The 22,979-nt window shown below is 53.4% G+C and carries 23 protein-coding genes and 1 other RNA gene; all 24 read left to right on the plus strand.

Annotation, left to right across the window (positions count from 1 at the left end):
• Window positions 1-158: 158 nt before the first annotated feature.
• Window positions 159-1,589, plus strand: a complete 1,431-nt coding sequence (locus BU251_RS01270; protein ID WP_128699098.1) for a glycogen synthase — start codon at window positions 159-161, stop codon at window positions 1,587-1,589.
• Window positions 1,586-2,296 (plus strand): dephospho-CoA kinase, encoded by a 711-nt coding sequence (gene coaE, locus BU251_RS01275; protein ID WP_164908800.1) that lies wholly within the window; start codon window positions 1,586-1,588, stop codon window positions 2,294-2,296. The genes BU251_RS01270 and coaE overlap by 4 nt, the downstream gene beginning before the upstream one ends.
• Before the next feature lie 20 nt (window positions 2,297-2,316).
• The gene (gene rho / locus BU251_RS01280) at window positions 2,317-3,543 is read left to right on the plus strand and encodes a transcription termination factor Rho (RefSeq protein ID WP_128700934.1); all 1,227 of its coding nucleotides are present in this window, start codon (window positions 2,317-2,319) and stop codon (window positions 3,541-3,543) included.
• Window positions 3,544-3,673: 130 nt separating this feature from the next.
• Window positions 3,674-3,877 (plus strand): 50S ribosomal protein L31, encoded by a 204-nt coding sequence (rpmE, locus tag BU251_RS01285; protein ID WP_128699100.1) that lies wholly within the window; start codon window positions 3,674-3,676, stop codon window positions 3,875-3,877.
• Between the two features lie 3 nt (window positions 3,878-3,880).
• On the plus strand, window positions 3,881-4,942 hold the full coding sequence (gene prfA, locus BU251_RS01290; RefSeq protein WP_128699101.1) for a peptide chain release factor 1: 1,062 nt from the start codon (window positions 3,881-3,883) through the stop codon (window positions 4,940-4,942).
• Window positions 4,939-5,754 (plus strand): peptide chain release factor N(5)-glutamine methyltransferase, encoded by an 816-nt coding sequence (gene prmC / locus BU251_RS01295; protein WP_128699102.1) that lies wholly within the window; start codon window positions 4,939-4,941, stop codon window positions 5,752-5,754. Before prfA ends, prmC begins: the two co-directional genes overlap by 4 nt.
• 221 nt (window positions 5,755-5,975) lie before the next feature.
• Window positions 5,976-7,241, plus strand: coding sequence for a UDP-N-acetylglucosamine 1-carboxyvinyltransferase (gene murA, locus BU251_RS01300; RefSeq protein ID WP_128699103.1), 1,266 nt, complete (start codon window positions 5,976-5,978; stop codon window positions 7,239-7,241).
• A 157-nt stretch (window positions 7,242-7,398) separates the two neighbouring features.
• The gene (locus tag BU251_RS01305; protein ID WP_128699104.1) at window positions 7,399-7,962 is read left to right on the plus strand and encodes an anthranilate synthase component II; all 564 of its coding nucleotides are present in this window, start codon (window positions 7,399-7,401) and stop codon (window positions 7,960-7,962) included.
• Complete coding sequence (trpD, locus tag BU251_RS01310) at window positions 7,959-8,978, plus strand: anthranilate phosphoribosyltransferase (protein WP_128699105.1); 1,020 nt, start codon at window positions 7,959-7,961, stop codon at window positions 8,976-8,978. The genes BU251_RS01305 and trpD overlap by 4 nt, the downstream gene beginning before the upstream one ends.
• Window positions 8,975-9,781, plus strand: coding sequence for an indole-3-glycerol phosphate synthase TrpC (trpC, locus tag BU251_RS01315; protein ID WP_128699106.1), 807 nt, complete (start codon window positions 8,975-8,977; stop codon window positions 9,779-9,781). The genes trpD and trpC overlap by 4 nt, the downstream gene beginning before the upstream one ends.
• Window positions 9,782-9,918: 137 nt before the next feature.
• Complete coding sequence (locus BU251_RS01320) at window positions 9,919-10,548, plus strand: phosphoribosylanthranilate isomerase (RefSeq protein WP_128699107.1); 630 nt, start codon at window positions 9,919-9,921, stop codon at window positions 10,546-10,548.
• A 112-nt stretch (window positions 10,549-10,660) separates the two neighbouring features.
• Window positions 10,661-10,954 (plus strand): MazG nucleotide pyrophosphohydrolase domain-containing protein, encoded by a 294-nt coding sequence (locus BU251_RS01325; protein WP_128699108.1) that lies wholly within the window; start codon window positions 10,661-10,663, stop codon window positions 10,952-10,954.
• Between the two features lie 346 nt (window positions 10,955-11,300).
• A complete protein-coding gene (locus tag BU251_RS09370; RefSeq protein ID WP_164908801.1) occupies window positions 11,301-11,447 on the plus strand; it encodes a hypothetical protein in 147 nt (48 codons plus the stop codon).
• A 167-nt stretch (window positions 11,448-11,614) separates the two neighbouring features.
• Entirely contained in the window at window positions 11,615-12,463 is an 849-nt protein-coding gene (locus tag BU251_RS01330) for a hypothetical protein (RefSeq protein WP_128699109.1), read from the plus strand.
• Between the two features lie 183 nt (window positions 12,464-12,646).
• A complete protein-coding gene (gene pilM / locus BU251_RS01335; protein WP_128699110.1) occupies window positions 12,647-14,053 on the plus strand; it encodes a type IV pilus biogenesis protein PilM in 1,407 nt (468 codons plus the stop codon).
• Between the two features lie 648 nt (window positions 14,054-14,701).
• The gene (locus BU251_RS01340; protein WP_128699111.1) at window positions 14,702-15,523 is read left to right on the plus strand and encodes a hypothetical protein; all 822 of its coding nucleotides are present in this window, start codon (window positions 14,702-14,704) and stop codon (window positions 15,521-15,523) included.
• 110 nt (window positions 15,524-15,633) lie between these two features.
• Entirely contained in the window at window positions 15,634-17,112 is a 1,479-nt protein-coding gene (locus BU251_RS01345) for a secretin N-terminal domain-containing protein (protein ID WP_164908802.1), read from the plus strand.
• A 25-nt stretch (window positions 17,113-17,137) separates the two neighbouring features.
• Complete coding sequence (locus tag BU251_RS01350; RefSeq protein ID WP_128699113.1) at window positions 17,138-18,703, plus strand: sodium-dependent transporter; 1,566 nt, start codon at window positions 17,138-17,140, stop codon at window positions 18,701-18,703.
• A gap of 168 nt (window positions 18,704-18,871) precedes the next feature.
• Window positions 18,872-19,258 (plus strand): DUF3568 family protein, encoded by a 387-nt coding sequence (locus BU251_RS01355; RefSeq protein ID WP_164908803.1) that lies wholly within the window; start codon window positions 18,872-18,874, stop codon window positions 19,256-19,258.
• A 103-nt stretch (window positions 19,259-19,361) separates the two neighbouring features.
• Window positions 19,362-19,706, plus strand: coding sequence for a four helix bundle protein (locus tag BU251_RS01360; RefSeq protein ID WP_128699115.1), 345 nt, complete (start codon window positions 19,362-19,364; stop codon window positions 19,704-19,706).
• A 54-nt stretch (window positions 19,707-19,760) separates the two neighbouring features.
• Window positions 19,761-20,564, plus strand: coding sequence for a thermonuclease family protein (locus BU251_RS01365; protein ID WP_128699116.1), 804 nt, complete (start codon window positions 19,761-19,763; stop codon window positions 20,562-20,564).
• Window positions 20,565-20,784: 220 nt separating this feature from the next.
• The gene (locus tag BU251_RS01370; protein WP_128699117.1) at window positions 20,785-21,753 is read left to right on the plus strand and encodes an AEC family transporter; all 969 of its coding nucleotides are present in this window, start codon (window positions 20,785-20,787) and stop codon (window positions 21,751-21,753) included.
• A gap of 44 nt (window positions 21,754-21,797) precedes the next feature.
• Window positions 21,798-22,250, plus strand: coding sequence for an SsrA-binding protein SmpB (gene smpB, locus BU251_RS01375; protein ID WP_128699118.1), 453 nt, complete (start codon window positions 21,798-21,800; stop codon window positions 22,248-22,250).
• A gap of 134 nt (window positions 22,251-22,384) precedes the next feature.
• Window positions 22,385-22,821, plus strand: a transfer-messenger RNA (tmRNA) gene (gene ssrA / locus BU251_RS01380).
• The last annotated feature ends 158 nt before the right edge of the window (window positions 22,822-22,979 follow it).

A 22,979-nucleotide genomic window follows, 5' to 3' on the forward strand; every position in this document is an offset into this window, starting at 1 on the left:
TGATACGCTTATCTTAAAATACAAAGGTTTATGCTGAAACACAAACCGCTGTCTCAAGAGTCCAAGCTTTTTAGTAAAATTGGTGCTGGGTTCAATTCGCGCAGTGACTTATGTTCACTTTGTTCCATAAGTCACGCGTTCATTGAAGGAGGCTCAAGATGAAAATCGCTTTATGCGCCAGCGAGGCCGTGCCGTTTGCCAAAACAGGCGGGTTGGCGGATGTATGCGGAGCCCTGCCTCAGGAACTTGATGCTCTCGGGCACGAAGTTGTCCTGATTCTTCCGAAGTATCAGTCGGTCAAAGGGACACGTTTTCTTTTCAAGACCGTCAACAGCGATTATGACATGACGTTTTTGGGGGAAAACATCCGTGTTTTTTTTGTGAAACACGACATGTATCTCCGGGCCGGGCTTTACGGCGACTCTTTCGGCGATTATCCAGACAACATGAGGCGTTTTTCCTATTTTTGCCTGAGGTCGCTGGAGCTTTTTGAAAAGATCGGTTTTGTTCCCGACGTGATCCACTGCCATGATTGGCAGACGTCCCTTGTGCCTCTTTACCTGAAAGACCGCGGCCGCCAGTTTTTCAAGAAGGACGGCCGGATGCCGGCGACGGTCCTGACGATCCACAATATGGCTTACCAGGGCATTTTTTCCAAAGAGCGGATGCCCGAGACGGGGCTTGGCTGGGAGTATTTCACGATGGAAGGTCTCGAGTATTACGACAAGATCAATCTCTTGAAGGGCGGCATCTTGGGGGCGGATGACATCAACACGGTGAGCCTGACTTATAGCCGCGAGGTCCAGACGCAAGATTTCGGCTGCGGTTTGGAAGGGGTTTTGGCGCAAAGGAAGGACCGATTTTCCGGCATCATCAACGGCGTCGATTATAAAACTTGGAATCCTCAAGGGGACGCCCTGATCTTCAAGAGCTATACGATCAATACCATCTGCGACAAGAAGATCAATAAGCTGAAGCTGCAGGGGGTCTGCGGTTTCCCGCAGGACGAGAATGTTTTTCTTTTGGGTTTTGTCGGCCGGCTGGTGGAACAGAAAGGCGTGGAGCTTATTTTGAACATCATCCCGGAATGTGTCAAGGCGGGAATGCAGATGGTGATCCTGGGTGTCGGCGATCCCAAGTACGAAGCGGCCGCCTTCCAGTATGCCCGGCAGTATCCGCACAATATATACTATAGCTCGCGTTTCGACGACAGGCTCGCCCACCAGATTTATGCCGGTTCGGATGCGTTTTTGATGCCTTCGCATTTTGAACCCTGCGGCATCGGCCAATTGATCGGTTTCAAATACGGAACGATCCCCATTGTTTATAAAACGGGCGGTTTGGCGGATACGGTCAGCGACGTTCAGGCGGATCCCCAGAAAGGTTCCGGGTTTGTCTTCGGTCGGTTCGGGCAAAAAGAGTTTCTGGCGGCTGTTGTGGCAGCCAGGCAGCTTTTCAGCCGGCAGATGCCATGGCAGGACCTGATGAAGCGCGTGATGCGCCTGAATTTTTCCTGGAAGGAATCTGCCAGGAAATATGTCGCGTTGTACGAGAAAGCGCAGCGTCATTCCCGGGAGGGGCGCGGATGACCCTTCGACGCAGGCCGCGGCTTTCAGCCGCAGGCCTTTGCTCAGGATTCCGCCCCACAGGCGGAGAAGAAAGGCGTTACGGGCCTTGCCCAGGGCCGAGGGCGAGCCTGCGGGGCTCCACGACGATCGGTTTGACGGGAGGGCTGGGGACCGGCAAGAGCACGGTTCTGAAATTCTTTGGTTCCCTTGGCGCAAAGACTTGGAATGCCGATGAGGTGGTGCGCCGGGAACTGGGAGCCAATGCGGCGCTCAAGAGGAAGATCCGGAACGCCTTCGGCGAAGTCTGCCTGAGGGACGGCCGCCTCGACAAAAAGAAGCTGGCGGCAGAAGTTTTTTCTTCCCCGGGGAAAGTGGCGCGGCTCGAGCGCCTGATCCATCCCATTGTCAAAAAGAAGCTGGCGGCATTCTTGCGCAGGAACAAAAAGAGCGGCGTCGCCGTCGCCGAAGTCCCGCTTCTTTTCGAGACGGATTTTTATAAATTATTTGATGTGACGGCATGCGTCGTCGCTTCTCCCGCCGTCCGGAGAAAGCGGCTCTTGCGTTCTCACCGGTTCACTCCGCAGGATATCGCGCGGCGGGTGCGCCATCAGATGCCCTTGTCACGGAAAAGCGCGCGTTGCGATATGATCATCCATAATAACGGGACCAAGTCCCAGACGTACATGCAAGTGAAAAAAATCATGGAGGAAGAAACGTGGAAAAGCTAGAAATCGCAAAACTCAAGGAAATGAAGATCGCAGATCTCGCGAAATTCGCCAAGACGCTGAATGTCAACGGCATCAGCGGCTCCAAGAAGCAGGATCTGATCTTTAAGATCCTGCAGGCGCAGGCGGAACGCGAGGGGCTGATGTTTGGGGAGGGGGTCCTGGAGATCCTTCCCGAAGGGTTTGGGTTCCTGCGATCGTCGAATTACAACTATTTGCCCTGTCCCGACGATATTTATGTGTCTCCTTCGCAGATCCGCAAGTTCGACCTGCGCACCGGCGACACGGTCTCCGGCCAGATCCGTCCACCCAAGGAAGGCGAGAAATATTTCGCGCTCCTGAAGGTCGAGGCCGTGAATTTCGAAAACCCGGAGACCATCAAGGATAAGATCCTTTTTGACAACTTGACGCCCGTCTATCCGCACGAGCGTTTTGTGCTGGAGCATATGGCGGAGGATGCCTCGACGCGCATCATGGATCTCCTGACACCGATCGGCAAAGGGCAGCGCGGTTTGATCGTCGCCCAGCCTTACAGCGGCAAGACGGTCCTTTTGCAGAAGATCGCCAACGCCATCACCAAGAACAACCCGGAGACGGTCCTGATCGTCCTTTTGATCGACGAGCGCCCCGAAGAAGTCACGGACATGCAGAGACTGGTCAAGGGCGAGGTCATCAGTTCGACCTTCGATGAACCTGCGGAACGTCACGTCCAGGTGGCGGAGATCGTCCTGGAGAAGGCCAAGAGGCTTGTCGAACACAAGAAAGATGTCGTTGTTCTCCTGGATTCGATCACGCGTCTGGCGCGCGCCTATAATACGGTCGTGCCGCATTCCGGTAAAATCCTGACGGGCGGCATGGATTCTCATGCGCTGCACAAGCCCAAGCGCTTCTTCGGCGCGGCCCGGGCCCTGGAAGAGGGCGGAAGCCTGACGATCATCGCGACGGCGCTCGTGGATACGGGCAGCCGCATGGATGAAGTCATCTTCGAGGAATTCAAGGGGACGGGTAATATGGAATTGCAGCTGGACCGCAATCTCTTCCAGCGCCGTATTTATCCGGCCATTGATATCAAGCGTTCCAACACGCGCCGCGAAGAGCTCCTGATCGACCCCAAGCACCTCCAGAAGATATGGATCCTGCGCAAGGTCTTGAACGAGCTTAACTCGGCGGAAGCGATGGAGCTTCTCATTGACAAGCTTTCCAAAACCAAGAATAATGGTGATTTTCTTGACAGCATGAATCAGAAATAACAGGGATCGACCCCTCGCCTGGGCGCTTGTAAATTTCCGCCAGGACGAGTCGGCGGAAATTTCCTACGCAGGCTCGGGGTTGATTTTGCAAGGAAAGGGCCTGGTTATAGGCAAAATCAAGGAGACTAAAATGAAAGACAAGATCCATCCGAACTACAAAGAGACCACGATCATCTGCGCCTGCGGCGAGGTGATCCATACGCGCTCGACCAAGCAGAATATCCGCGTCGACATCTGCTCGGCCTGCCATCCGTTTTTCACGGGCAAGCAGAAATTCGTCGATACGGCCGGCCGCGTCGAGAAGTTCATGAAAAAGTACAAAAAGTCTGCGTGATCCATGCCGCGCTCTATCGAGGACCTCAAGAAGAGAAAGATCGAGCTTGAACAGTTCTTGGTCTCGCCGGATGTCGTCTCCAATAATACCTTGACTGTTAAATACGCCAAGGAATTGGCCGAGATTGCACCGATCCTTAAAAAGAAGGACGATTTAGACGAGATTAACAGCGAGATCAGGGACGTCCTTAATATCCTGGATGATCCAAATCAAAGCAAGGAGTTTAAGGATTTGGCCAATCATGAATTGGCTGTCCTTGAGATAAAGAAACATAATGCCGACTTGGAACTCAAGGCCCTGATGGCCGAGCCCGACCCGGACATGAACAAGAACTGTATGGTGGAGATACGCGCCGGCACCGGCGGGCAAGAGGCGAGTTTATTTGCGGCGGATCTCTATAGGATGTATACGAAATATGCGGCGGTGAAGGGCTGGGATGTGGAATTGATGTCCATTAACCCGACCGACCTAGGCGGGATCAAGGAAGTGGTTTTCAGCGTCATCGGCCCCGGCGCCTACAAGCACCTCAGATACGAAAGCGGCGTCCATCGCGTCCAGCGCGTGCCGGAGACGGAAGCTTCGGGTCGCATCCATACGTCGGCGGCGACCGTCGCGGTTCTTTTCGAGCCCGAAGAGACGGAACTGGTGATCGATCCCAAGGATTTAAAGATTGATGTTTACCGCGCCGGAGGCCACGGCGGCCAGCACGTCAACACGACGGACTCGGCCGTGCGCATCACACATCTGCCGACGGGCCTGGTCGTGACGTGCCAGGACGAGCGTTCCCAGATCAAGAACCGCGCCAAGGCCATGCGCGTCCTGCGTACGCGCCTGTCCGATGAGATGCGCCACAGGAAGGAATCGGCGCGCTCGGAGCTCAGGAAGTCCCAGGTGGGCACAGGAGACCGCAGCGAGAAGATCCGGACGTATAATTTTCCGGACAGACGCGTCACGGACCACAGGATCAATTTTACGTCGCATCGCCTCGAGGCGATTTTGGACGGCGCGCTGGATGAGGTGACCGAGGCGCTGCTTCGCGCCGAGGTGCAAGGGGAGAAGGGATGAACGAGATCGAGTCCATTCTTTGCAAGGTTTTGGCGTGTGACAGGTCGTCGTTGTATCTCGACCATTCCCGCCGGGCGCTCCGTGTCGTTGAAAACAGGCGCCTGGAAGCGATCCTGCGCCGCCGCCTGCAGGGCGAGCCTTTGCAGTATCTTCTGGGCGATGTCGATTTCATGGGGCTGAAGCTTTGCGTCAGGCCGGGCGTGCTCGTCCCCAGGCCTGAAACGGAGATCCTTGTCGATGAGGCGCTCAGGCGTTTTCTTTGTGGCTGCCTGCCGAAGACGGGCGGACGTTTGAACATCCTGGATGTCGGCACCGGCAGCGGCAATATCGCGATCGCCCTGGCCGCCTTCTTGCCGCAAAATAAGCGTGGATGGATTACAGCCGTCGATATTTCCGAAACCTGCCTTTCGGTGGCGCGCGTCAATGCCAGGCGGTGCGGCGTGGCCGACAGGATCAGGTTTGTCAAATCCGATCTTTTCTCGGCGGTGGGGGGCGAGTGTTTTGACGCGATTGTCTCCAATCCGCCCTACGTGTCTTTGCGTGAATACAGGCATCTGGCTGAGGATGTGCGGCGGGAACCGCGGGAAGCTTTGGTTGCGCCGGGAAACGGGCTTTATTTTTATCGCAGGTTCGCCCGCACAGCCGCAAGATTTTTAAAACCAGGCGGGTCGCTTTTTCTTGAGATCGGCGATACACAGGCGGGGGAGATCGAGAAAATTTTTGGCAGACGTCAGGGCTGGTCTGCGGTAGAATTTATCAAGGATCTTGCAGGTCGGGATCGCGTCGCGATCATGACAAAACAATTTAAATAACCAAGTTCCAAGAAACAAGGACCAAATAATAACCAATTACCAAAAACCAATAACCAAGCAATATCTTTTGTTTGATGATTGAGGATTTGGATTTGTTTGTCCCGCACCAAAATGTTTCCTAAGGCGGGATCCCGCATGGCGGGAGTATTTGTTTCTTGCCTGCCTGTCGCAGGCAGGGTTATTGGTGATTTTATTCAACGTCATCATGCGAGGTTGCAAATATGGACAAGCTTGTCATTGAAGGCGGTATCCCCTTAAAAGGGAGCGTGGAAGTTTCCGGTTCCAAGAATTCGCTTTTGCCGATCCTGGCGGCGACGCTTTTGACAAAAGACAAATGCGTCATTAAGAATGCACCGGATCTGCGCGACACCGTCTCAATGCTTAAGATCCTCAAGCATCTGGGCGTTGCTTATGAGTTCAAGGATCATGTCATCCGCCTGAGGCCGAACGGCCTGGAGCGTTGCGAGGCGCCGTATAAACTGGTTTCGACGATGCGGGCGTCTTTCTGTGTCTTGGGCCCTCTGTTGGCGCGCTACGGAAAAGCCCGCGTCTCTTTGCCAGGCGGATGCGTCATCGGCGTGCGGCCGGTGGATCTTCATCTTAAAGGTCTGGCGAAGCTGGGTGCCAAGATCCAGGTGAAGGAGGGCTATGTTATCGCCGACGGCCGGCGGCTCAAGGGCACGCATATATACCTGGGCGGCGCGTTTGGCTCGTCGGTCCTGGCTACGGGGAACGTCATGATGGCCGCGACGCTGGCGGCCGGAACGACGGTGATCGAAAATGCGGCATGCGAACCCGAAGTCGTGGATCTGGCGCGGTTCCTGATCAAGATGGGGGCCAAGATCAAAGGCGAGGGGTCGCCGTACCTTGAGATCGCGGGCGTCAAAGAGTTGCACGGCGTCGAGTATGAGGTGATCCCGGACAGGATCGAAGCGGCGACTCTTATCATGGCTGCAGGGGTCACACGGGGCGAGGTGCTTGTCAGGAAGGCCCGGGCGGAACACATGATGGCGGTTTTAGAAAAACTTGAGGAAGCAGGCATGGATTTCAAGATCGCGCGCGACAGCGTGCTTGTCAAGAAGTCCTCGCGCCGTTTCAAGCCGACGGACGTCGTTACGCTGCCGTATCCAGGTTTTCCGACGGACGTGCAGGCGCAGTTCATGACGCTCATGAGCATTACCGACGGGATCAGCGTGATCACGGAAAAGATATATCCCGACCGTTTCATGCATGTGGCGGAGTTGAACCGCATGGGGGCGCAGGTCAAGAGGGAGGGTCCGTATGCGGTCGTGCACGGCACCAGGCAATTGAGCGGTGCGCCTGTCATGGCCTCCGATCTCAGGGCGTCGGCAGCCCTCGTGTTGGCCGGGCTTGTCGCCCGAGGCCGGACGGAGGTCTCCAGGATTTACCATTTGGACCGCGGCTATGAGCGTCTGGAGGAAAAGTTAAAAGTCTTAGGAGCAAAGATAGAACGCGTGAAAGAATGATTCGTTTAAATGTTTAATTTCGAAATTCTAATGACGAATCAAATCCCGATGCCTCAAAGAACCAAGGACTTTTTTGATATTTCTCGACATTAAGACATTCGAACTTTATTAGGCATTCGGGCTTGGGAATTCGTCATTAAACTGAAGAAGGGCTTGTATGATATTGATGATCGACAATTACGATTCCTTTACCTATAATCTCGTCCAGTATCTGGGGGAGATGGGGCAGGAGTTGAAGGTTTTCCGCAACGACAAGATCACGATCTCCGGGATTAAAAAACTCAAACCCCGCTCTATCGTGATTTCGCCGGGTCCGGGTCGTCCCGAAGATGCAGGTATTTCCATCGATGTCATCCGCGCCTTTGGGGGCAAGGTCCCTATCTTGGGCGTCTGTCTCGGCCATCAGGCCATCGGCTATTGCTTCGGGGGCAGGATCGTGAGGGCCGATAGGCTGATGCATGGCAAAACGTCGTTGATCTACCATAAGGGGCAGGGGATATTCAAAGGACTGGCCAATCCTTTCGAGGCCACGCGTTATCATTCGCTTCTCGTCGATGCCAAGGGGTTTCCCAAAGAGCTCGTGGTGACTGCATGGACCAGAGACAAAGAGATCATGGGGTTGATGCATAAAAAAGACCCTATTTTCGGCGTTCAGTTCCATCCGGAATCGATCATGACAAAATCCGGCAAACATCTCTTAAAGAATTTTCTTGAGCTATGATGCAGGATGCCGTTAAAAAAGTCTCGTCCGGTGTTTCCTTGAACGCGCAGGAGATGGAAGCTGCTATTTCTCTTGTTGCCGAGGGGCAGGCGCCGGAGGCAGAGACGATTGCTTTTTTGAGCGCTTTGGCTAAAAAAGGCGAGACGGCAGAGGAGATTACGGGCGCCGTCCGTGCCATGAGGCGGTTTGTCAGGCCTCTGGACGCCGGGGCCGAGGTGGTCTTCGATACTTGCGGCACGGGCGGGGACGCCAAGGGGACTTTTAATGTCTCGACGGTCGCAGCCCTTGTCGTCGCCGGCGCCGGCGTCACCGTCGCCAAACACGGCAACCGTTCGGTCTCGAGCGCCTGCGGCAGTGCGGACCTGATGGAAGAACTGGGGGTCAATATCAACGCTCCCCTGGAGGCCGTCGAGAGGTGTCTGCATGAGGCGGGTATTGCGTTTCTCTATGCACCGCTCCTGCATCCGGCCATGGCCCACGTTCAGCCCATCCGCCGCAAGCTCCAGACGCGCACGGTTTTCAACATCCTCGGCCCCCTCATCAATCCGGCTTCTCCCACGCATCAGCTGGTCGGCGTTTATGACAGGAAGTTATTGCCCGTTCTTGGCGAAGTCTTCAGGAACCTTGGACTGAAACATGCGCTTGTCGTCTGGGGAGAGGGAGGATATGACGAGTTGATCACCTGGGGGCCGACCCATGTCTGCGAAGTCGCCGCCGCCAAAGAATCCCCCATGAAGGAATATGTCGTCGATCCCCAGAAGCTGGATGTGCCGAAGGCCGATCCCCGCGATGTGCTCGGCGAGGGACGGGCGACCAACAAGCAGATCGCCTTAAATATCCTCAAGGGCATGGAAGGACCTGAAAGGGACATCATCGTCTTGAATGCCGGCTGCGGTCTCTATGTGGCTGGCAAGGCTTATACGATCAAAGACGGGATGCGCCTGGCCGAAGAGTCTATCGATTCCGGCGCGGCCATCAAGAAGCTCAACAAGCTCATTGAATACACGAATCTATGAATATTCTTGATGAGATTGTCCTGCAGACGCGTCAGGATCTTGAGCGCCGCAAAGAAGAAACATCCCAGCGGGACCTTTTGAAGCGCCTGGAAGGTCCATTAGAGGCCCCGCGGTTCAAGGCGGCCCTTGCCGTCCCCGGCAGGATACACCTCGTCGCAGAGATCAAAAAATCCTCCCCGTCTTGCGGCGTCATCCGCCCCGACTTCGACCCTCTTGCGATCGCCTCGGCTTACGCCCAGGCGGGCGTCAGCGCTTTGTCCATTTTGACGGAAGAAAAATATTTCGGCGGCAGGCTTGCGTATCTGGATGAGGTCAGAAGGGCCGTTTCTCTGCCGGTCCTGCGCAAGGATTTCATCGTCGACGAATACCAGATTTACGAGTCCAAAGCGCACGGAGCGGACGCGGTCTTGTTGATCGCCTCCCTTTTGGACCGGCCGGCCCTGCGCCGTTTCGCCCGGCTGGCCTCTGATTGTTCGCTCGACGTTCTTTTGGAGATTCACGACGAGGCTGAGGTCGAAATGGTTGCAGAAGCGCCTCAAGCGCTCATCGGCATCAACACGCGTAACCTTAAGGATTTTTCCACGGATTTCGGCGTCTTGACGCGGCTGGCCGGTAGACTTCCCAAAGACAGACTGGTTATTTGCGAGAGCGGCGTCAAGGACAAAGGGGATCTCGCATTGATCAAAGAGGCCGGCGTGAGCGGTGTTTTGGTCGGCACAAGCCTTATGCGCGCCAAAGACCCCGGCGCGCTCGCCGCGGTATTCGTTTCTTTCCTGAAGTCATCCGCTGTCGTAGGAGATTAAAGGTTTATTTTATCGGTAGATGTCACTAGGGTGTTCATGGTTGACTGTATGCGGATGACCTCTCCGAAGTCAAGCGCGCAAGCTGCTTGGCGAAGGAGGGTTTATAGGCAGCACGGACTTAAAATCTGTAGAGTTCCATGAGCGTCAACGTTAAGATCTGCGGGGTCACGAACCTACGCGATGCCAGGGTTGCTGTGGCTGCGGGCGCGGATTTCCTCGGGTTTGTTTTTTACAAGAAAAGCCCGCGTTACATCCCGCCTTCCAGGGCCCGCCGCCTGATCAGCCGGCTGCCCCGGACGGTCCGCAAGGTTGGAGTCTTTGTCAACGAAGACAAAGAGCGCGTGAAGGCGGTGGCGGCGTCCTGCGGTCTGGACATGGTGCAGTTTCACGGCACAGAGACGCCGGCCTACGTGAATTCTTTTAAAGGATGCGGCGTCATCAAGGCGGTCCGCGTCCGGGATCGCCGTTCTTTGGAGGGTTTGGACCGGTATCGGGCGGATTTTTTTCTTCTGGATACTTTCCGCCGGTGTCGCTTCGGCGGAACGGGTGCGACGTTCGCCTGGAAGGTCCTGGCGCCTCTCGCAGACAAGAAGGCGAAGATCATTGTTTCTGGCGGCCTGACGCCGGAGAATGTCGGCGGGTTCTTAAAAGTTTTCAGACCTTACGGCGTTGATGTCTCCAGCGGCGTGGAGAAGGCACCCGGTAAAAAAGACCATAAACGCGTCAAGAGGTTCATAGATGCCGTGAAGGGTTTTGAGGGGAGATGAGGTTGTGATGAATAACCAAATTCCAAGAAACAAACACGTAAACGTTTGGTTATTTGAATTTGGTGTTTGATTATTGTTTCTTGATCATTGGTGATTTACTCAAGGAGTTCTTATGACAATAAAGCAGTGGATCGAGTTATGTCACGCGACAGCCAAGGAAAAGGGGTGGTGGGATTTCGAGCGCTCCGACGGCGAGCTCATCGCTTTGATGCATTCCGAGCTTTCCGAGGCACTGGAGGCGATGCGTAACGACCTGGGCAAGGACGCCATCGCCGAGGAGCTGGCGGATTGTTGTATCCGCATCTTTGATTATTGCGGCGCCCGCGGCCTGGATTTAGAGGAGGCGCTCAAGAAGAAAGCCGAGAAGAACAAAAGCCGGCCGTATCGGCATGGAAAGAAATTTTAATGAGGGCATGACTTAGCGAGCCGATGGCCGTAGGCGGTGAAGCTAAGTCATCAGCCCGAATTAATCCGCCAATGTACTGGTGGCGGATGGCACCATGGCATGACTTAGCGAGCCGATGGCCGTAGGCGGTGAAGCTAAGTCATCAGCCCGAATTAATCCGCCAATGTACTGGTGGCGGATGGCACCATGGCATGACTTAGCGAGCCGATGGCCGTAGGCGGTGAAGCTAAGTCATCAGCCCGAATTAATCCCGCGAGTACCGTAAAATTCTGGAAGAATTTTACGATATCTTACGGAGCGGGGCAAGTGACGTAACTTGAGTAACATTCATTATAGGAGTTAATATATGTTTAATCTCCCCGACATGGCCAAGCTGGCGCAAACGGCCAAAGAAGTGCAGGACAAGCAACACCGGATGGAAGAGAGGAAGCTTGAAATCCTCCAGAGGATCGAGCAGAAGCTTGACCGGATTCTGGAAGAGTTGAAAAAGTGAAGCTCCGCTTTATCGGCGCTTCGCGAAACCCCGCACCGAAAGCCTTTCGGGCTTTGCACCTTCATCCCCGGACAGCCTGTCTGCCGGCAAGGCGGGGAGTCTGGGGCTTTCTGGCACTGAGTAAAATTCGTCCAACGTCTTGATGTTTTCAGGGGAGGGGGCCTGGGATGTTTAAAAATTTAAAAAAGGCGGCACGAGAACTGGAAGAAATCCGCGCATTAAGCGGGTTGATGGCCAACCTTCAGACAGAGACCTACATACGGCAGTTTTTATATAATAATCCCAAATATCAGGACGCCAAGCGATTGACGCGATATGAGCATAAAGGGTTCTCGCAGCACGGTGAAGACGGCATAATTGAAGAGATCTTTCGCCGGATCAAGACGACGTCGCAATTTTTTGTCGAGTTCGGCTGCGGGAAGCATGGCACGGAAAATAACAGTCTTTTGTTATTGTTAAAAGGGTGGCAGGGCATCTGGATGGAATATAAGCCGGTCTATGTCGAGCGGATCAAAAGTAAGTTCAAGCCCCTGATCGATAAAGGCAAATTATCCGTTTGGCGCGCATGCATTACTTCTGAAAATATCAATGAGGTCTTTGCCGAATGTCAGGTCCCCCGGGAATTCGACTTGCTTTCTATCGATATCGATGGCAACGATTATTGGGTTTGGCAGGCGCTCACGGGGTTTTCCCCGCGTGTCGTCATTATGGAATACAACGCGATTTTTCCGCCATCGATGCCATGGGTCATGAAGGAAAACTTAAAACATAAATGGGACGGCACGTCCCATTTTGGCGCCAGTCTGAAGTCGCTGGAGCTCTTGGGCGCCCGGAAGGGTTATAAATTGGTCGGTTGCGATTTTGGCGGCGGGAACGCTTTTTTTGTCCGCGAAGACCTCGCGGGCGACCTTTTTTTGGCGCCTTTTACCGCTGAAAACCATTATGAACCTCCCCGGTATTTCCTGGCGCGTCAGCAAGGTCATCCCAGAAATTTCGGGGATTTTGAGATAAAGTAGAGATAAGGTTCTGTCTGGGGTTTGTCCGGGTCTATCCTATCAGTAGTTATGTTGGAAGCGTCCCCTTTGGGAAGTAGATTCTCAGGGGTTATTTTTTACCTTATTTCGTTCCATAAATGGAAAATAAAGCTTGATTTAATAATCCTTATGTGTTACAGTTATGGAACGCAAGAGGTTTGTCTCATGCATCCCCATTCACCTCTTTATGTCCTGGAATTCAGCGGCTCTTCTTTGCAATGCTGTCGCAGCGAGATGCGGCGTCGATCAAGGCGTCTGACCCATTGTTTTATCATCAGGGATCGGGAGGGCGTCCTGAATAATCCGCGTGTTCTCGCCCGGCATTTCCGCAAGCACGGTTTCAGGCCGATAGATCCCATTGTCATTATTCCCCGTCACCTTGCCAGCGTCCAGACATTGCGTTTGCCCTCTCAAGATAAACATGAGCTCGAGGAAATGGTCCGGCTTCACATTTCAAGGAACAGCGGTCCGGCAGGCGAGGAAGTGGTATATGACTATCAGTTTGCAGGCCTTGACGCGCAAGGATATGCCCTCGTTCATGTCTATAGTCTTCCTAAAAGCCGGTTGGAATATTATTTGATTGTCCTGAAAAAAATGGGCTTGAATCCGTCTCTGGTGACGTTTAATGTCGAGGGAATGGGGCGATGGCTTTTGCTGCAAAAGGCCAGCCGCGAGGCGACAGGGAGGTCTTTGTGCCTATTGAATGCGGGGCCCGACGGTTTTGATTTCAATGTCTTCTGCGACGGCCGAATTTATTTCAGCCGTTCTTTTTCGTTTTCTCCCATCACGGGGCCGGAGCGGGCCTCATTGTTGTTGCGCGAGATCAAGATGAGCCTGGAGCTTTGCCGCCGGCTGGGCGGCGTGGAATTTATCTTCGACAAAAAGATCTATGTCGCGGGATCTTTTTCGCCAGAAGAGCTCCAGGCGTTGAAAAGCCATAGTTTCTTCGACGCTGTTGTTATTGAAGACGTGATCCAGGCGGGAAATCCATTCCTTCGGTCTTTGCCGGCCGAGGAGCGTTTATCGTTTGCGTCCAGTCTCGGACTGGCCATGAATCCCGAAAACGGATGTATGGATATGAGGCCGCCCGAATGCAAGGCGGAGGCCAGGGGGCGGGCTGTCGGCCGACGGTGGCATCATGGCGCGTTTCTTTTTTGCGGCCTTGTTTTTATATTGTGGTTTCTGTATGCCGCGAAGGTCGTCCGGGACGCCGACGCGTTCACGAGGTTAAGGCATGAGATGGCGGCACAGAAGGATGTCATGACAATCGGCGATGCCGTGGCCCGCGGGGTGTGGGTTGAGAACCACTTTGTCGCGACAGGCACCTACAAGGAGATTTTATCCGTCTTGGGGCGGCACAGCGACGAAAACATCATGATAGACGAGCTTCGCGTCCAGGGCGGAGCCAAGATATCCCTCAAAGGCTCAGGCAAAGACATGACGCATGTCCTGGATTATGTGAAGTCCTTGAAATCGGAGCGCGTTTTTCAAAAGGCCCGGTTGGAGTATCTTATCCAGAATAAAGACGCGCTGACAGAAGGACCCGTGTCGTTCAGGGTCGCTATCCCATAGTTGGCTCTGCGCGGCCTAAAAGCTCCGCCCTTTAGGGCGGAGAGTGTTGTGGCCGCTTAGAGGTACCCGAAACAAGCCCCGGCCTCTGCCCCTGGCCTTGTCCTCGGCCTGCCCTTCGGGCAAGGCCAGGGGCGAGGCCGAGGAATATGGGTTGACTATTGAGGCTGGATCTTGTCTTTGTAAACAGCACATAATATGTTGAAATGTCTAATATCGAAATCCCAATGACGAATAAATGTTCAATGCCTAAAGAAAAACATGCCGAATTATGATCTTGAGGAAAGGACTGCAAAATTTGGAGAAGACATTATTGATTTTGCAAAAAAGAGGCTCGCGAAACAAAACATTGGTTGCGCATGGTGGTCAGAGTCCAAAAACCGTTAGAGCAAGAGGCGAAAAGACTTGCAGGGGAGGCGCAAGAATTGAATCTTATTTTTTGCGCGATCGTCAACAAATGCCGGAAAACTGATTCATGAATTATTGAGGTCTTGGATATTTATTCGGCATTGGTCATTAGAAATTCGTCATTGGAGAATAAACTTAACTTGTTTGGGTGTTTCTATGAACATAAGTTCATTTGCGAAACACATCTTTAAACCATATCCCTGGGCCCGGGCCAAAAGATCGTTTTTAGCCATGGGATTATGCATGATTTTGAGCGCACCCGGCTGGATGGCATTGCGTCAGGCGGATAAAAGCCTTTCTGTGTTGCTGGATAGAGGCAGACAAGAGGAGGAGGCTGTTGTTTTGTTTTTGAATGTTTTGAACGAAGACAAGGGGTTAAAAGAGACATATGGCCGAAGAAAAATGGGCGAGATCTCTCTGGATGAGTCTTTAAAAGAACTGCATATGTTGGCAAAAAGAGAGAGGATTTTTTTGGGTTCTATGAAGCCGGCGCAGGCAGACGAAAAAAATGACCGGCAGGGTCTGCGGCGCAGGAAGATCGAAATGACTTTTCAGGCGCCGGAAGACGGCGTCTATCGGTTTTTGGACGGGTTTTCGGAACTCACATTTTTTTCTTCGCCTGAGTCGATGGCGATTTCTGCGTCTCCAGAAGGTGCGTCTCTCGTCGGTGTCCGCATGGCGCTTGAGGTATTCGACGATCTGCGAATACCCAAAAAGAAAGCCCGGGATTATCTGAAAAAAGCGATTGGTTCGGGTAGGGCCTTTGCGGAACCTCAGGTCTATGTGACGGCCGCAGGCAGAAAGATATTCGGGTCGGCCAAGACCAAGCCGAAGCGGGCGATCCTGACGCAGGAAAAGAAAGAGGACATCCTGGCGCAGTTGGTGCTTGTCGGTATCGTAGAAGACGTGGGACAAGGCAGGCGTGCCGCCGTCGAAGACAAGAGATCAGCCAGGACGTCCTATCTTTGTGTCAATGATGCTGTCGGAGATCTCGTGGTTTCCGAGATCGGCGATCACCAGGTGGTTTTTTCAGGAGGCGGGCAATGCTATGCCCTCGAGCTGTGAATCCCGTTAGAGAAATTTGTTCTCGAAATGTTTACTCTGGTGGCGGTCTAAAGTCACCGTCAGTTTCCATCGGAGACGACCATCGCTTTCAGGCAGCGGCTTTTTCTAACGTGACGAGTATTTTTTTATTTGCATATCTTGTATTTTTCGCCGGCGTCGTCTCGGCCCAGGACCTGAACCCGCCTGCCGCGGCAACGGCCGCTGACAAGGTGTCGCTCGATATCAAGGGCATGGATGTCGTGGAGGTCTTGAAGATGCTGGCATCCAAGGTGCGCATCAACGTGGTCGTTGACAAGAACGTCAGCGGCCGCGTGACCGTCTTTGTGAAGGATGTCTCACCCTCTGACGCGATGAGGACGATCCTTGCTTCCAACAACCTGGTCCTGCACCAGGAGGGGGAGGTGGCGAGGATCATGACGGCCCAGGATTACGAACAGGCCTACGGCCAGAAATACGCCGATCCCCGCCGGATGCTGCGCTTGCCTTTGCGTTATTTGGCCGTCCAGCAGGCGGCCGGCCTTCTGACGCAGGTGAAGTCGGGTGTCGGGCAGATCGTCGTCGATGAGGCCTCAGGCACCCTCATCATTTTGGAGACGCCCCAAAAATTGCATGAGATGGAGATCCTGGTTCGGCAGATGGACCGTCCGATGGAAACGCGCATCTTTGACCTGAATTACGCCAAGTGCGAGAAAGCGGCGGAGTCCGTGCGGGAAGTCCTTTCCGCGAACACCGGCCGTTTGGTCGTCGACACCCGGGCCAACCGCCTGATCGTGACGGATTATCCCGAACGTCTCAACCGGGCCGAGGCCGTGATTGCGGGTCTGGATCAGAGGACGCGGGAAGTGCTGATCGATGCCAAGATCGTTCAGGTCAACTTGACCGATAAGACCTCGCTGGGCATCGATTGGGAATACGTCCTGAATAAAAAATTCTCCGTCCAGGGAATGTTCGGCAACGTAATCACCACGACCGGCAACAAATGGACGATTGGCAGTTTGAACCCCAGCGGGCGCAATGATTACAGCGCCGTCATCGAAGCGCTGCGGACGCAGGGGGATACAAAGATCCTTTCGGCGCCAAGGCTGGCCGTTGTCAACAACGAATCCGCCAGGATCCTTGTCGGCTCCAAGCAGGTTTACGTGACGACGACGGCGGTCCAGGGTCAATCGACGACCGAGACGGCCGAGGCGGTCAATTTCGTGGATGTCGGCGTGAAATTGTATGTGACGCCGACCATCGGGGCGGACGATTTCATTTCCATCAAGGTCAGGCCGGAGGTCAGCGCCGTGACGGAGAATTACACGACATCGACCGGAAATAAGATCCCTATTGTCGAGACCTCGGAGACGGAAACGACGGTTCTCCTGAAGGACGGCGCGACGCTGGTTATCGGCGGCCTGATGAAAGACGAAACGGTCAAAACGGCCAACAAGATCCCCTGGGTCGGCAACGTCCCTATCCTTGGTTTTTTCTTCCGTAACACGGTCTCGGAGACGCGCAAGACGGAGCTGGTGATTTTTCTGACCTGCCGGATCATGGATTTTGCCGCTGTGCCTCCCCAGGAAAACTTAAAGTTGCAAAAAAGTTAGGCCGTGGCTATAATGAAAATCGATCATGAGACGACTCAAGCCAAAGCGCGAATCGTGGGGATCCCGTCTCGGGATCATTATGGCTGTGGCCGGTTCTGCCGTCGGGCTTGGGAATTTTTTGAGGTTCCCGGTTCAGGCCGCAGGCAACGGCGGAGGCGCTTTTATGATCCCGTATTTCGTGGCGCTTCTCGTTCTTGGGATCCCTCTGGTCTGGATCGAATGGGCGCTGGGCCGTTATGGCGGAGGTTTTGAACACGGGACGGCCCCGGGTATCTTCCACAGCCTCCTTCAGAAGAACCGGTTCGTCAAATATTTCGGCGTGATCGGTATCTTCGGGCCGTTTGTCATTTTTATCTATTACACATTCATCGAATCCTGGACCTTGGGGTATAGTTTTTACAGCCTCAAAGGCGTCCTGGCCCAGCTCCATGACCAGTCATCGATCCAGGCCTTCCTGAAGGGGTACCAGGGGCTGGAGCAGAATTCTTTCTTTTCCAATATCGGCCCGGCGTATCTTTTTTTCATCGCGACGTTCTTTTTAAATATTTTTGTGATTTATTACGGCATACGCGGCGGCATTGAAGTCTTGTGCAAGATCGCGCTGCCTGTTTTGTTCCTTTTCGGGATCATCCTGGCTGTCCGGGTCCTGACGCTGGGCGCACCTGATCCGGCAAGGCCGGACTGGAATCTGGTCAACGGTCTTGGGTTTTTATGGAATCCGGACTTCAGCGCACTCAAGTCGGCCAAGGTCTGGCTGGCGGCGGCAGGCCAGATCTTTTTTACGCTCAGCGTCGGTATCGGCGTGATCCTGACGTATGCCAGCTACCTGTCGCGTGGAGACGACGTCGCGCTTTCCGGCTTGACCGCCGTTAGCATGAATGAGTTCGCAGAGGTCATCCTGGGCGGATGCATCATCATCCCGGCCGCTTTCGTCTTTTTCGGGCCCGTGGATGTCCAGGCGATCGCCAAGCAGGGGGCATTCGATTTGGGGTTTGTGACCATGCCGTTGATCCTGGGTAAGATCCCCTTGGCCGCGGTTTTAAGTTTTTTATGGTTTGCGCTCCTTTTTATGGCCGGGGTGACGTCGAGCGTTTCTCTGGCGCAGCCAGCGGTCGCTTTTCTGGAAGATGAATTCGACATCTCCCGTAAAAAAGCTGTCGGGATTTTTGCGGTCGTCAGCTTTGTCCTTTGTCAGCCGGCGATCTTTTTTTTGAGCCGCGGCGTCGTCAACGAGCTGGATTTCTGGGGTGGCACATTCTGTCTCGTCCTTTTTGGAACGGTCGAGACCATTCTTTTCGCCTGGGTCTTCGGTATGGACAGGGCGTGGGAAGAGATCCATCACGGCGCGGACATTGCCGTGCCCCGTGTCTATAAGTTCATCATCAGATACGTGACGCCTGTTTTTCTTCTGGTTATCCTGGGTTTCTGGTTTTACCAGGAGGGTTTGCCGACGATCTTGCTCAGGGGCGTGGCGGAAGCAGACAAGCCTTTTATCTTTTGGACACGCCTGGGTTTGGTGGGGTTTTTTGTGATTTTGTCCATCCTGGTCAAGCTTGCCTGGCGCCGCCGGCAGAATAACTTGGAGGTTTAAGCGGGATGACTCTCTCCGGCTGGATCCTTTTGGCGTTGTCATGGCTGGGAATCGTTTCATTGGCCATATTTTGTTTTTATAAGATTTTTTCAAAGAGAGAGGTCAAGTAGTTATGGGTTGGTTGAGGTTTCGTTCCGACGGACAAGTTATGCCGTCATGAAAGGTCAAATGAAGAAAAAAACTTTATTGTCGTTTTTAATCTTGGGCGTGTTGACGGTTTTTTTAAACGGATGCGTTTGGTTGATTGTCGGCGGCGTCGGCGCCGTCGGAGGCTACACCGTGACGCGCGATACCATTCAGGGAGAATATGATGTCAAGTTCGACGACGCCTGGCGGGCCGCCCAGTCCGTCTGCAGCATCCTCGGCACTGTCGGCAACCGCGATTCCTCCGCCGGCACTGTCGAAGCCACGATCGACCGCGCCAAGGTGAGGGTGCAAATCTTCCAGATCACGCCGGAATCCATCCGTTTGAAGGTCAAGGCCAGGCGCGGCATTTTCCCGCGGCTGGGCATGGCACAAAATGTCTTCGTCAAGATCGTCCAGCAGTTGATGTGATGCCCTCTTGGGCAGAGCAATTGAGCAATAGAAAATAGAACAAGAGAGTCTATGCCCAATTGCGGTCTAATGTTCTATTGCTCTATTGTTCAAAAGGTAACCGATGGCATTTTTATTTGAGAGTCTCGAAGTTTATCAAAAGGCAATCGCTTTTGCTGATGAAATTAGCGGTTTAACGGAAGGCTTCTCAAAAGGCAGTTATTATCTTACGGACCAGCTGAATCGAGCGGCGTTATCGATTTCGACCAACATCGCAGAAGGAAATGGCAGGTATGGCAAGCCAGATAGGAAGAATTTCTTTAGAATTTCTCGTGGATCAGCATTTGAGTGTATTCCGATCTTAGAGTTGTGCAAGAGGAAGAAATTGATAGGAGAAGAAAAACATAAAGCTCCGAAAGAGAACCTTGATGAAATGCGTAAGATGCTGTCAGGGCTTATGAATTATTAAGGCAAGCTGATGCTCGGGCGAGCAAAAACTAAGGTATAAAACGGATAGTCTCCTATGAAAAAGCACATCTTTGCCTCGAGGACGCATTATGCCATTGCGTCGCTTTTTGTCGCGGCGGCGTTCTCTCTTGTTTTCGGATGTTTGTCGCGCAGCTCCAACGAGGTCCGCGTCGTGCGGGTCGTCGACGGCGATACGGTCGACGCGGATTCGGGCATCACCATCCGCTATATCGGCATTGATACTCCTGAGACGCGGCGGCGCACATCCGCCGGCTGGATTCCGACGGGAGATCTATACGGAGAAGAGGCCAAGAAGGCGAACGAAGCGCTCGTCATGGGCCAAAAGGTCCGTCTGGAGTATGACGTCCAGAAGAAGGATAAATATGGCCGGACCCTGGCGTATGTTTTTGTTCGCGAGAACAACAAAGAGGTCATGGTAGAGACGGAACTCTTGCGCCGCGGCCTGGCTTTTCTCTATACTTTGCCGCCGAATGTCCGCTATGTGGATGTTTTTCTGGCGGCGCAGAAGGAGGCCCGCCGCAACAAGGCGGGCATGTGGGCGCATGAGTTTCATGTCCCGAGTGCGCAGGCTTGCGATTTTCTCGGCCAGAGGAAGTTTGTGACAGGGAAGGTCGCAGACACACGAAGGACCGACAAGATGGTCTTTCTTGAGATGGAAGGTCTCCGCGTCATTATTTTTGCCAAAGACTTCGGCTTTTTTGAGAAGGAGGGCATTCATCCGGCGCAGGATTATGCCGGCAAGAAGGTCAGTGTCTTCGGCCTCATCAAATCATATCGGGGGTCTCCGGAGATCATCGTGAGCCACCCATGGCAGATTGAGATTGTAGATCGCCCCTGACCCCGCCTGTGTTATCCGCCTTCGCGCAAAAAACCGCAGGTATAAACTCGTGATTGCGACTGGCAGGAGTCGGCGAGGTCAGGAAATGCGAGCCATCAGCGCTACGGCGAGATGTCGCCATATACGGTGAAGGTGGACCTCGCCGACGCGAAGCGGCGGCGGGTTTTCAAAGAACCGCAGCTCGTCCGCTGAAAGGGGGAGGGAGCTCCATAATAACGTCATGATTTTCCATTCATTTTTCACGACGTGCCAGGCGATCCTGGAATTGGTGATCCTCGGCGCTGTCGGTTTTTTTCTGATCCGCGGAAAGATCGTCAGCGAAGAAGGCCTGAACACCTTGAGCGAACTGGTGATCGGCCTGTTTTTGCCGCTTTTGATGTTCAGTGAGATCGCCGCGCGTTTTAGCTTCAGGCAGTTTTCGGACTGGTGGGTCTTCCCGCTTTTGAGCGTTCTGATGACGGCTGTCGGCTACCTTTTGGGTCTGCTCTTGGTGGGTCTGGACCGTTCTCTCATTCAGCAGGAAGGGCCTTTTTTGGGTATCGCGATGTTCCAGAACTCGGGATATCTTCCTTTGCCGTTGGTTGCCAGCCTGCTTGCGCCCGGCGCCGTATCGGACATGTTCATTTACATATTTCTTTTCCTTTTGGGTTTTAACATGACGATCTTTTCGTTCGGCGTCTTTGTCTTGTCCTGCAAAGGCAGGGCCTGCAGTTTTGATTACAAGGACATGTTCAATGCGCCCGTGATCGCGACGCTGTTGGCGCTGGCCGCCGTCTTTTTTGGGTGGACGCGCTTCATCCCGCCTTTCGTCTCCAAACCCGTCGAGATGATGGGGCGCTGCGCGATCCCTTTGTCGATCATCGTCGTGGGCGGCAATCTGGCCTTGATCCGCATCCGTTCCTTGAAACACGTCCGGCCCCTGGTCCTGAGCTTGATCGTTAAGCTCCTTTTTGTGCCCCTGGTGTTTCTTGTTTTTGTGCTGCTGGTCAAACCAAAACCCCTCGTCGGTTTGCTGTTGATGCTGCAGGCCTGCATGCCTCCGGCAGCGCTCTTGTCCGTCATCGCCAAGAATCAAAAACTGGAGGAGGGTTTGATCAACCAGGCTATTTTTTACGGCCATGTGGCAAGCATTTTTACAATCCCGCTGTTCTTGGGGCTTTACGGTGTTTTTTCAGGTTTTTTCAATTAGGCGATCCTGCCCTGGAAATTCTTCATCTTGGATGGTAAAATAATATGGAAGAAAGGGTTATCGCAACGAACAGGAAGCTCTACCGGGACTTTGAGGTCTTGGAGACCTTTGAGTGCGGTATCGAGCTTAAGGGCAGCGAAGTTAAGTCGTTGCGTGAAGCCAAGGCCAACATCGATGATGCCTTCGGCCGGATAGAGACGGGTGAGGTCTATCTTTACAACTGCCACATCACTCCGTATGAAAAGGCCAGTTATTTCAAGGAAGAGGCGACCCGGCCGCGCAGGCTCCTGTTGCATAAAAACCAGATCCGTAGATTGACGGGCCAGGTATCGCAGCGCGGTTTTACCCTGGCTCCTTTGAAGCTCTATTTCAACACCAGGGGCCTCGTCAAAGTGGCGATGTCTCTGGTCCGCGGCAAAAAACTTTACGACCGCAGGGAAGATATCAAGCGCCGCGAGATGGAACGCGACATGCGGCGGGCGGCCAGAAGGAAATAGTTGTTCTTTGATATAGAGTAAGAGCTTGAACAATAGAAAATCGAGAATAGACCGCAATTGAGCCTTTGTTTGTCTATTTTCTAATTTCGATTGCTCAATTGCTCTGTAAATTTTTGTAGAGCAAAAATTTACCTGGGGCTGATTGGGCTCGATTCAGGTATGTCGGGTGATGAGCAGCATGCAGAGGTTGTAAGGAGGCCTCTTTAAACACCTTACACAATACAAACGCTGAAACTGATCCAACAGTGCTAGCAGCGCTTAATATCGTTAACCCGATATTCAATGCGCCGTTAGTAGGCGTAAGATAAGCCTTAGTCCACTCGCTGGACTAAGCCATGACCGGGGCAATTCTGCGTGTTTCGGTGATGACGGGCTTTAGGGCCGCAAGGCCTTAAAGCAGGCAGAATAGTCCTTACCCTGCCGGCGGGATAAGGGCGAAATTTAAGCCGGCTGGTCCTGTGAGATCCTGTCTGCCGGAGACCGCAGGGCGAGAATAAATGGCAGGCTAAGCATGTAGCGGCTTTCGCTTCTCTATCTGAGGACCCGGGTTCGATTCCCGGCAGCTCCACCAATTTTTTCCTTAACGGAAAAAATTGGTGGCGCAGAAACAGGCGTTGCGAAGCGATAAGCGGAGCAGCCTGTTTCTGCCTCCACCACCTCGATGTATTTTCTGAAACCAAAGCTTTTAACGCTTTGGTTTTTTTATTGCCCGATTTAGGATATAATAAG

Source organism: Candidatus Velamenicoccus archaeovorus, assembly GCF_004102945.1.
Lineage (GTDB): Bacteria > Omnitrophota > Gorgyraeia > Velamenicoccales > Velamenicoccaceae > Velamenicoccus > Velamenicoccus archaeovorus.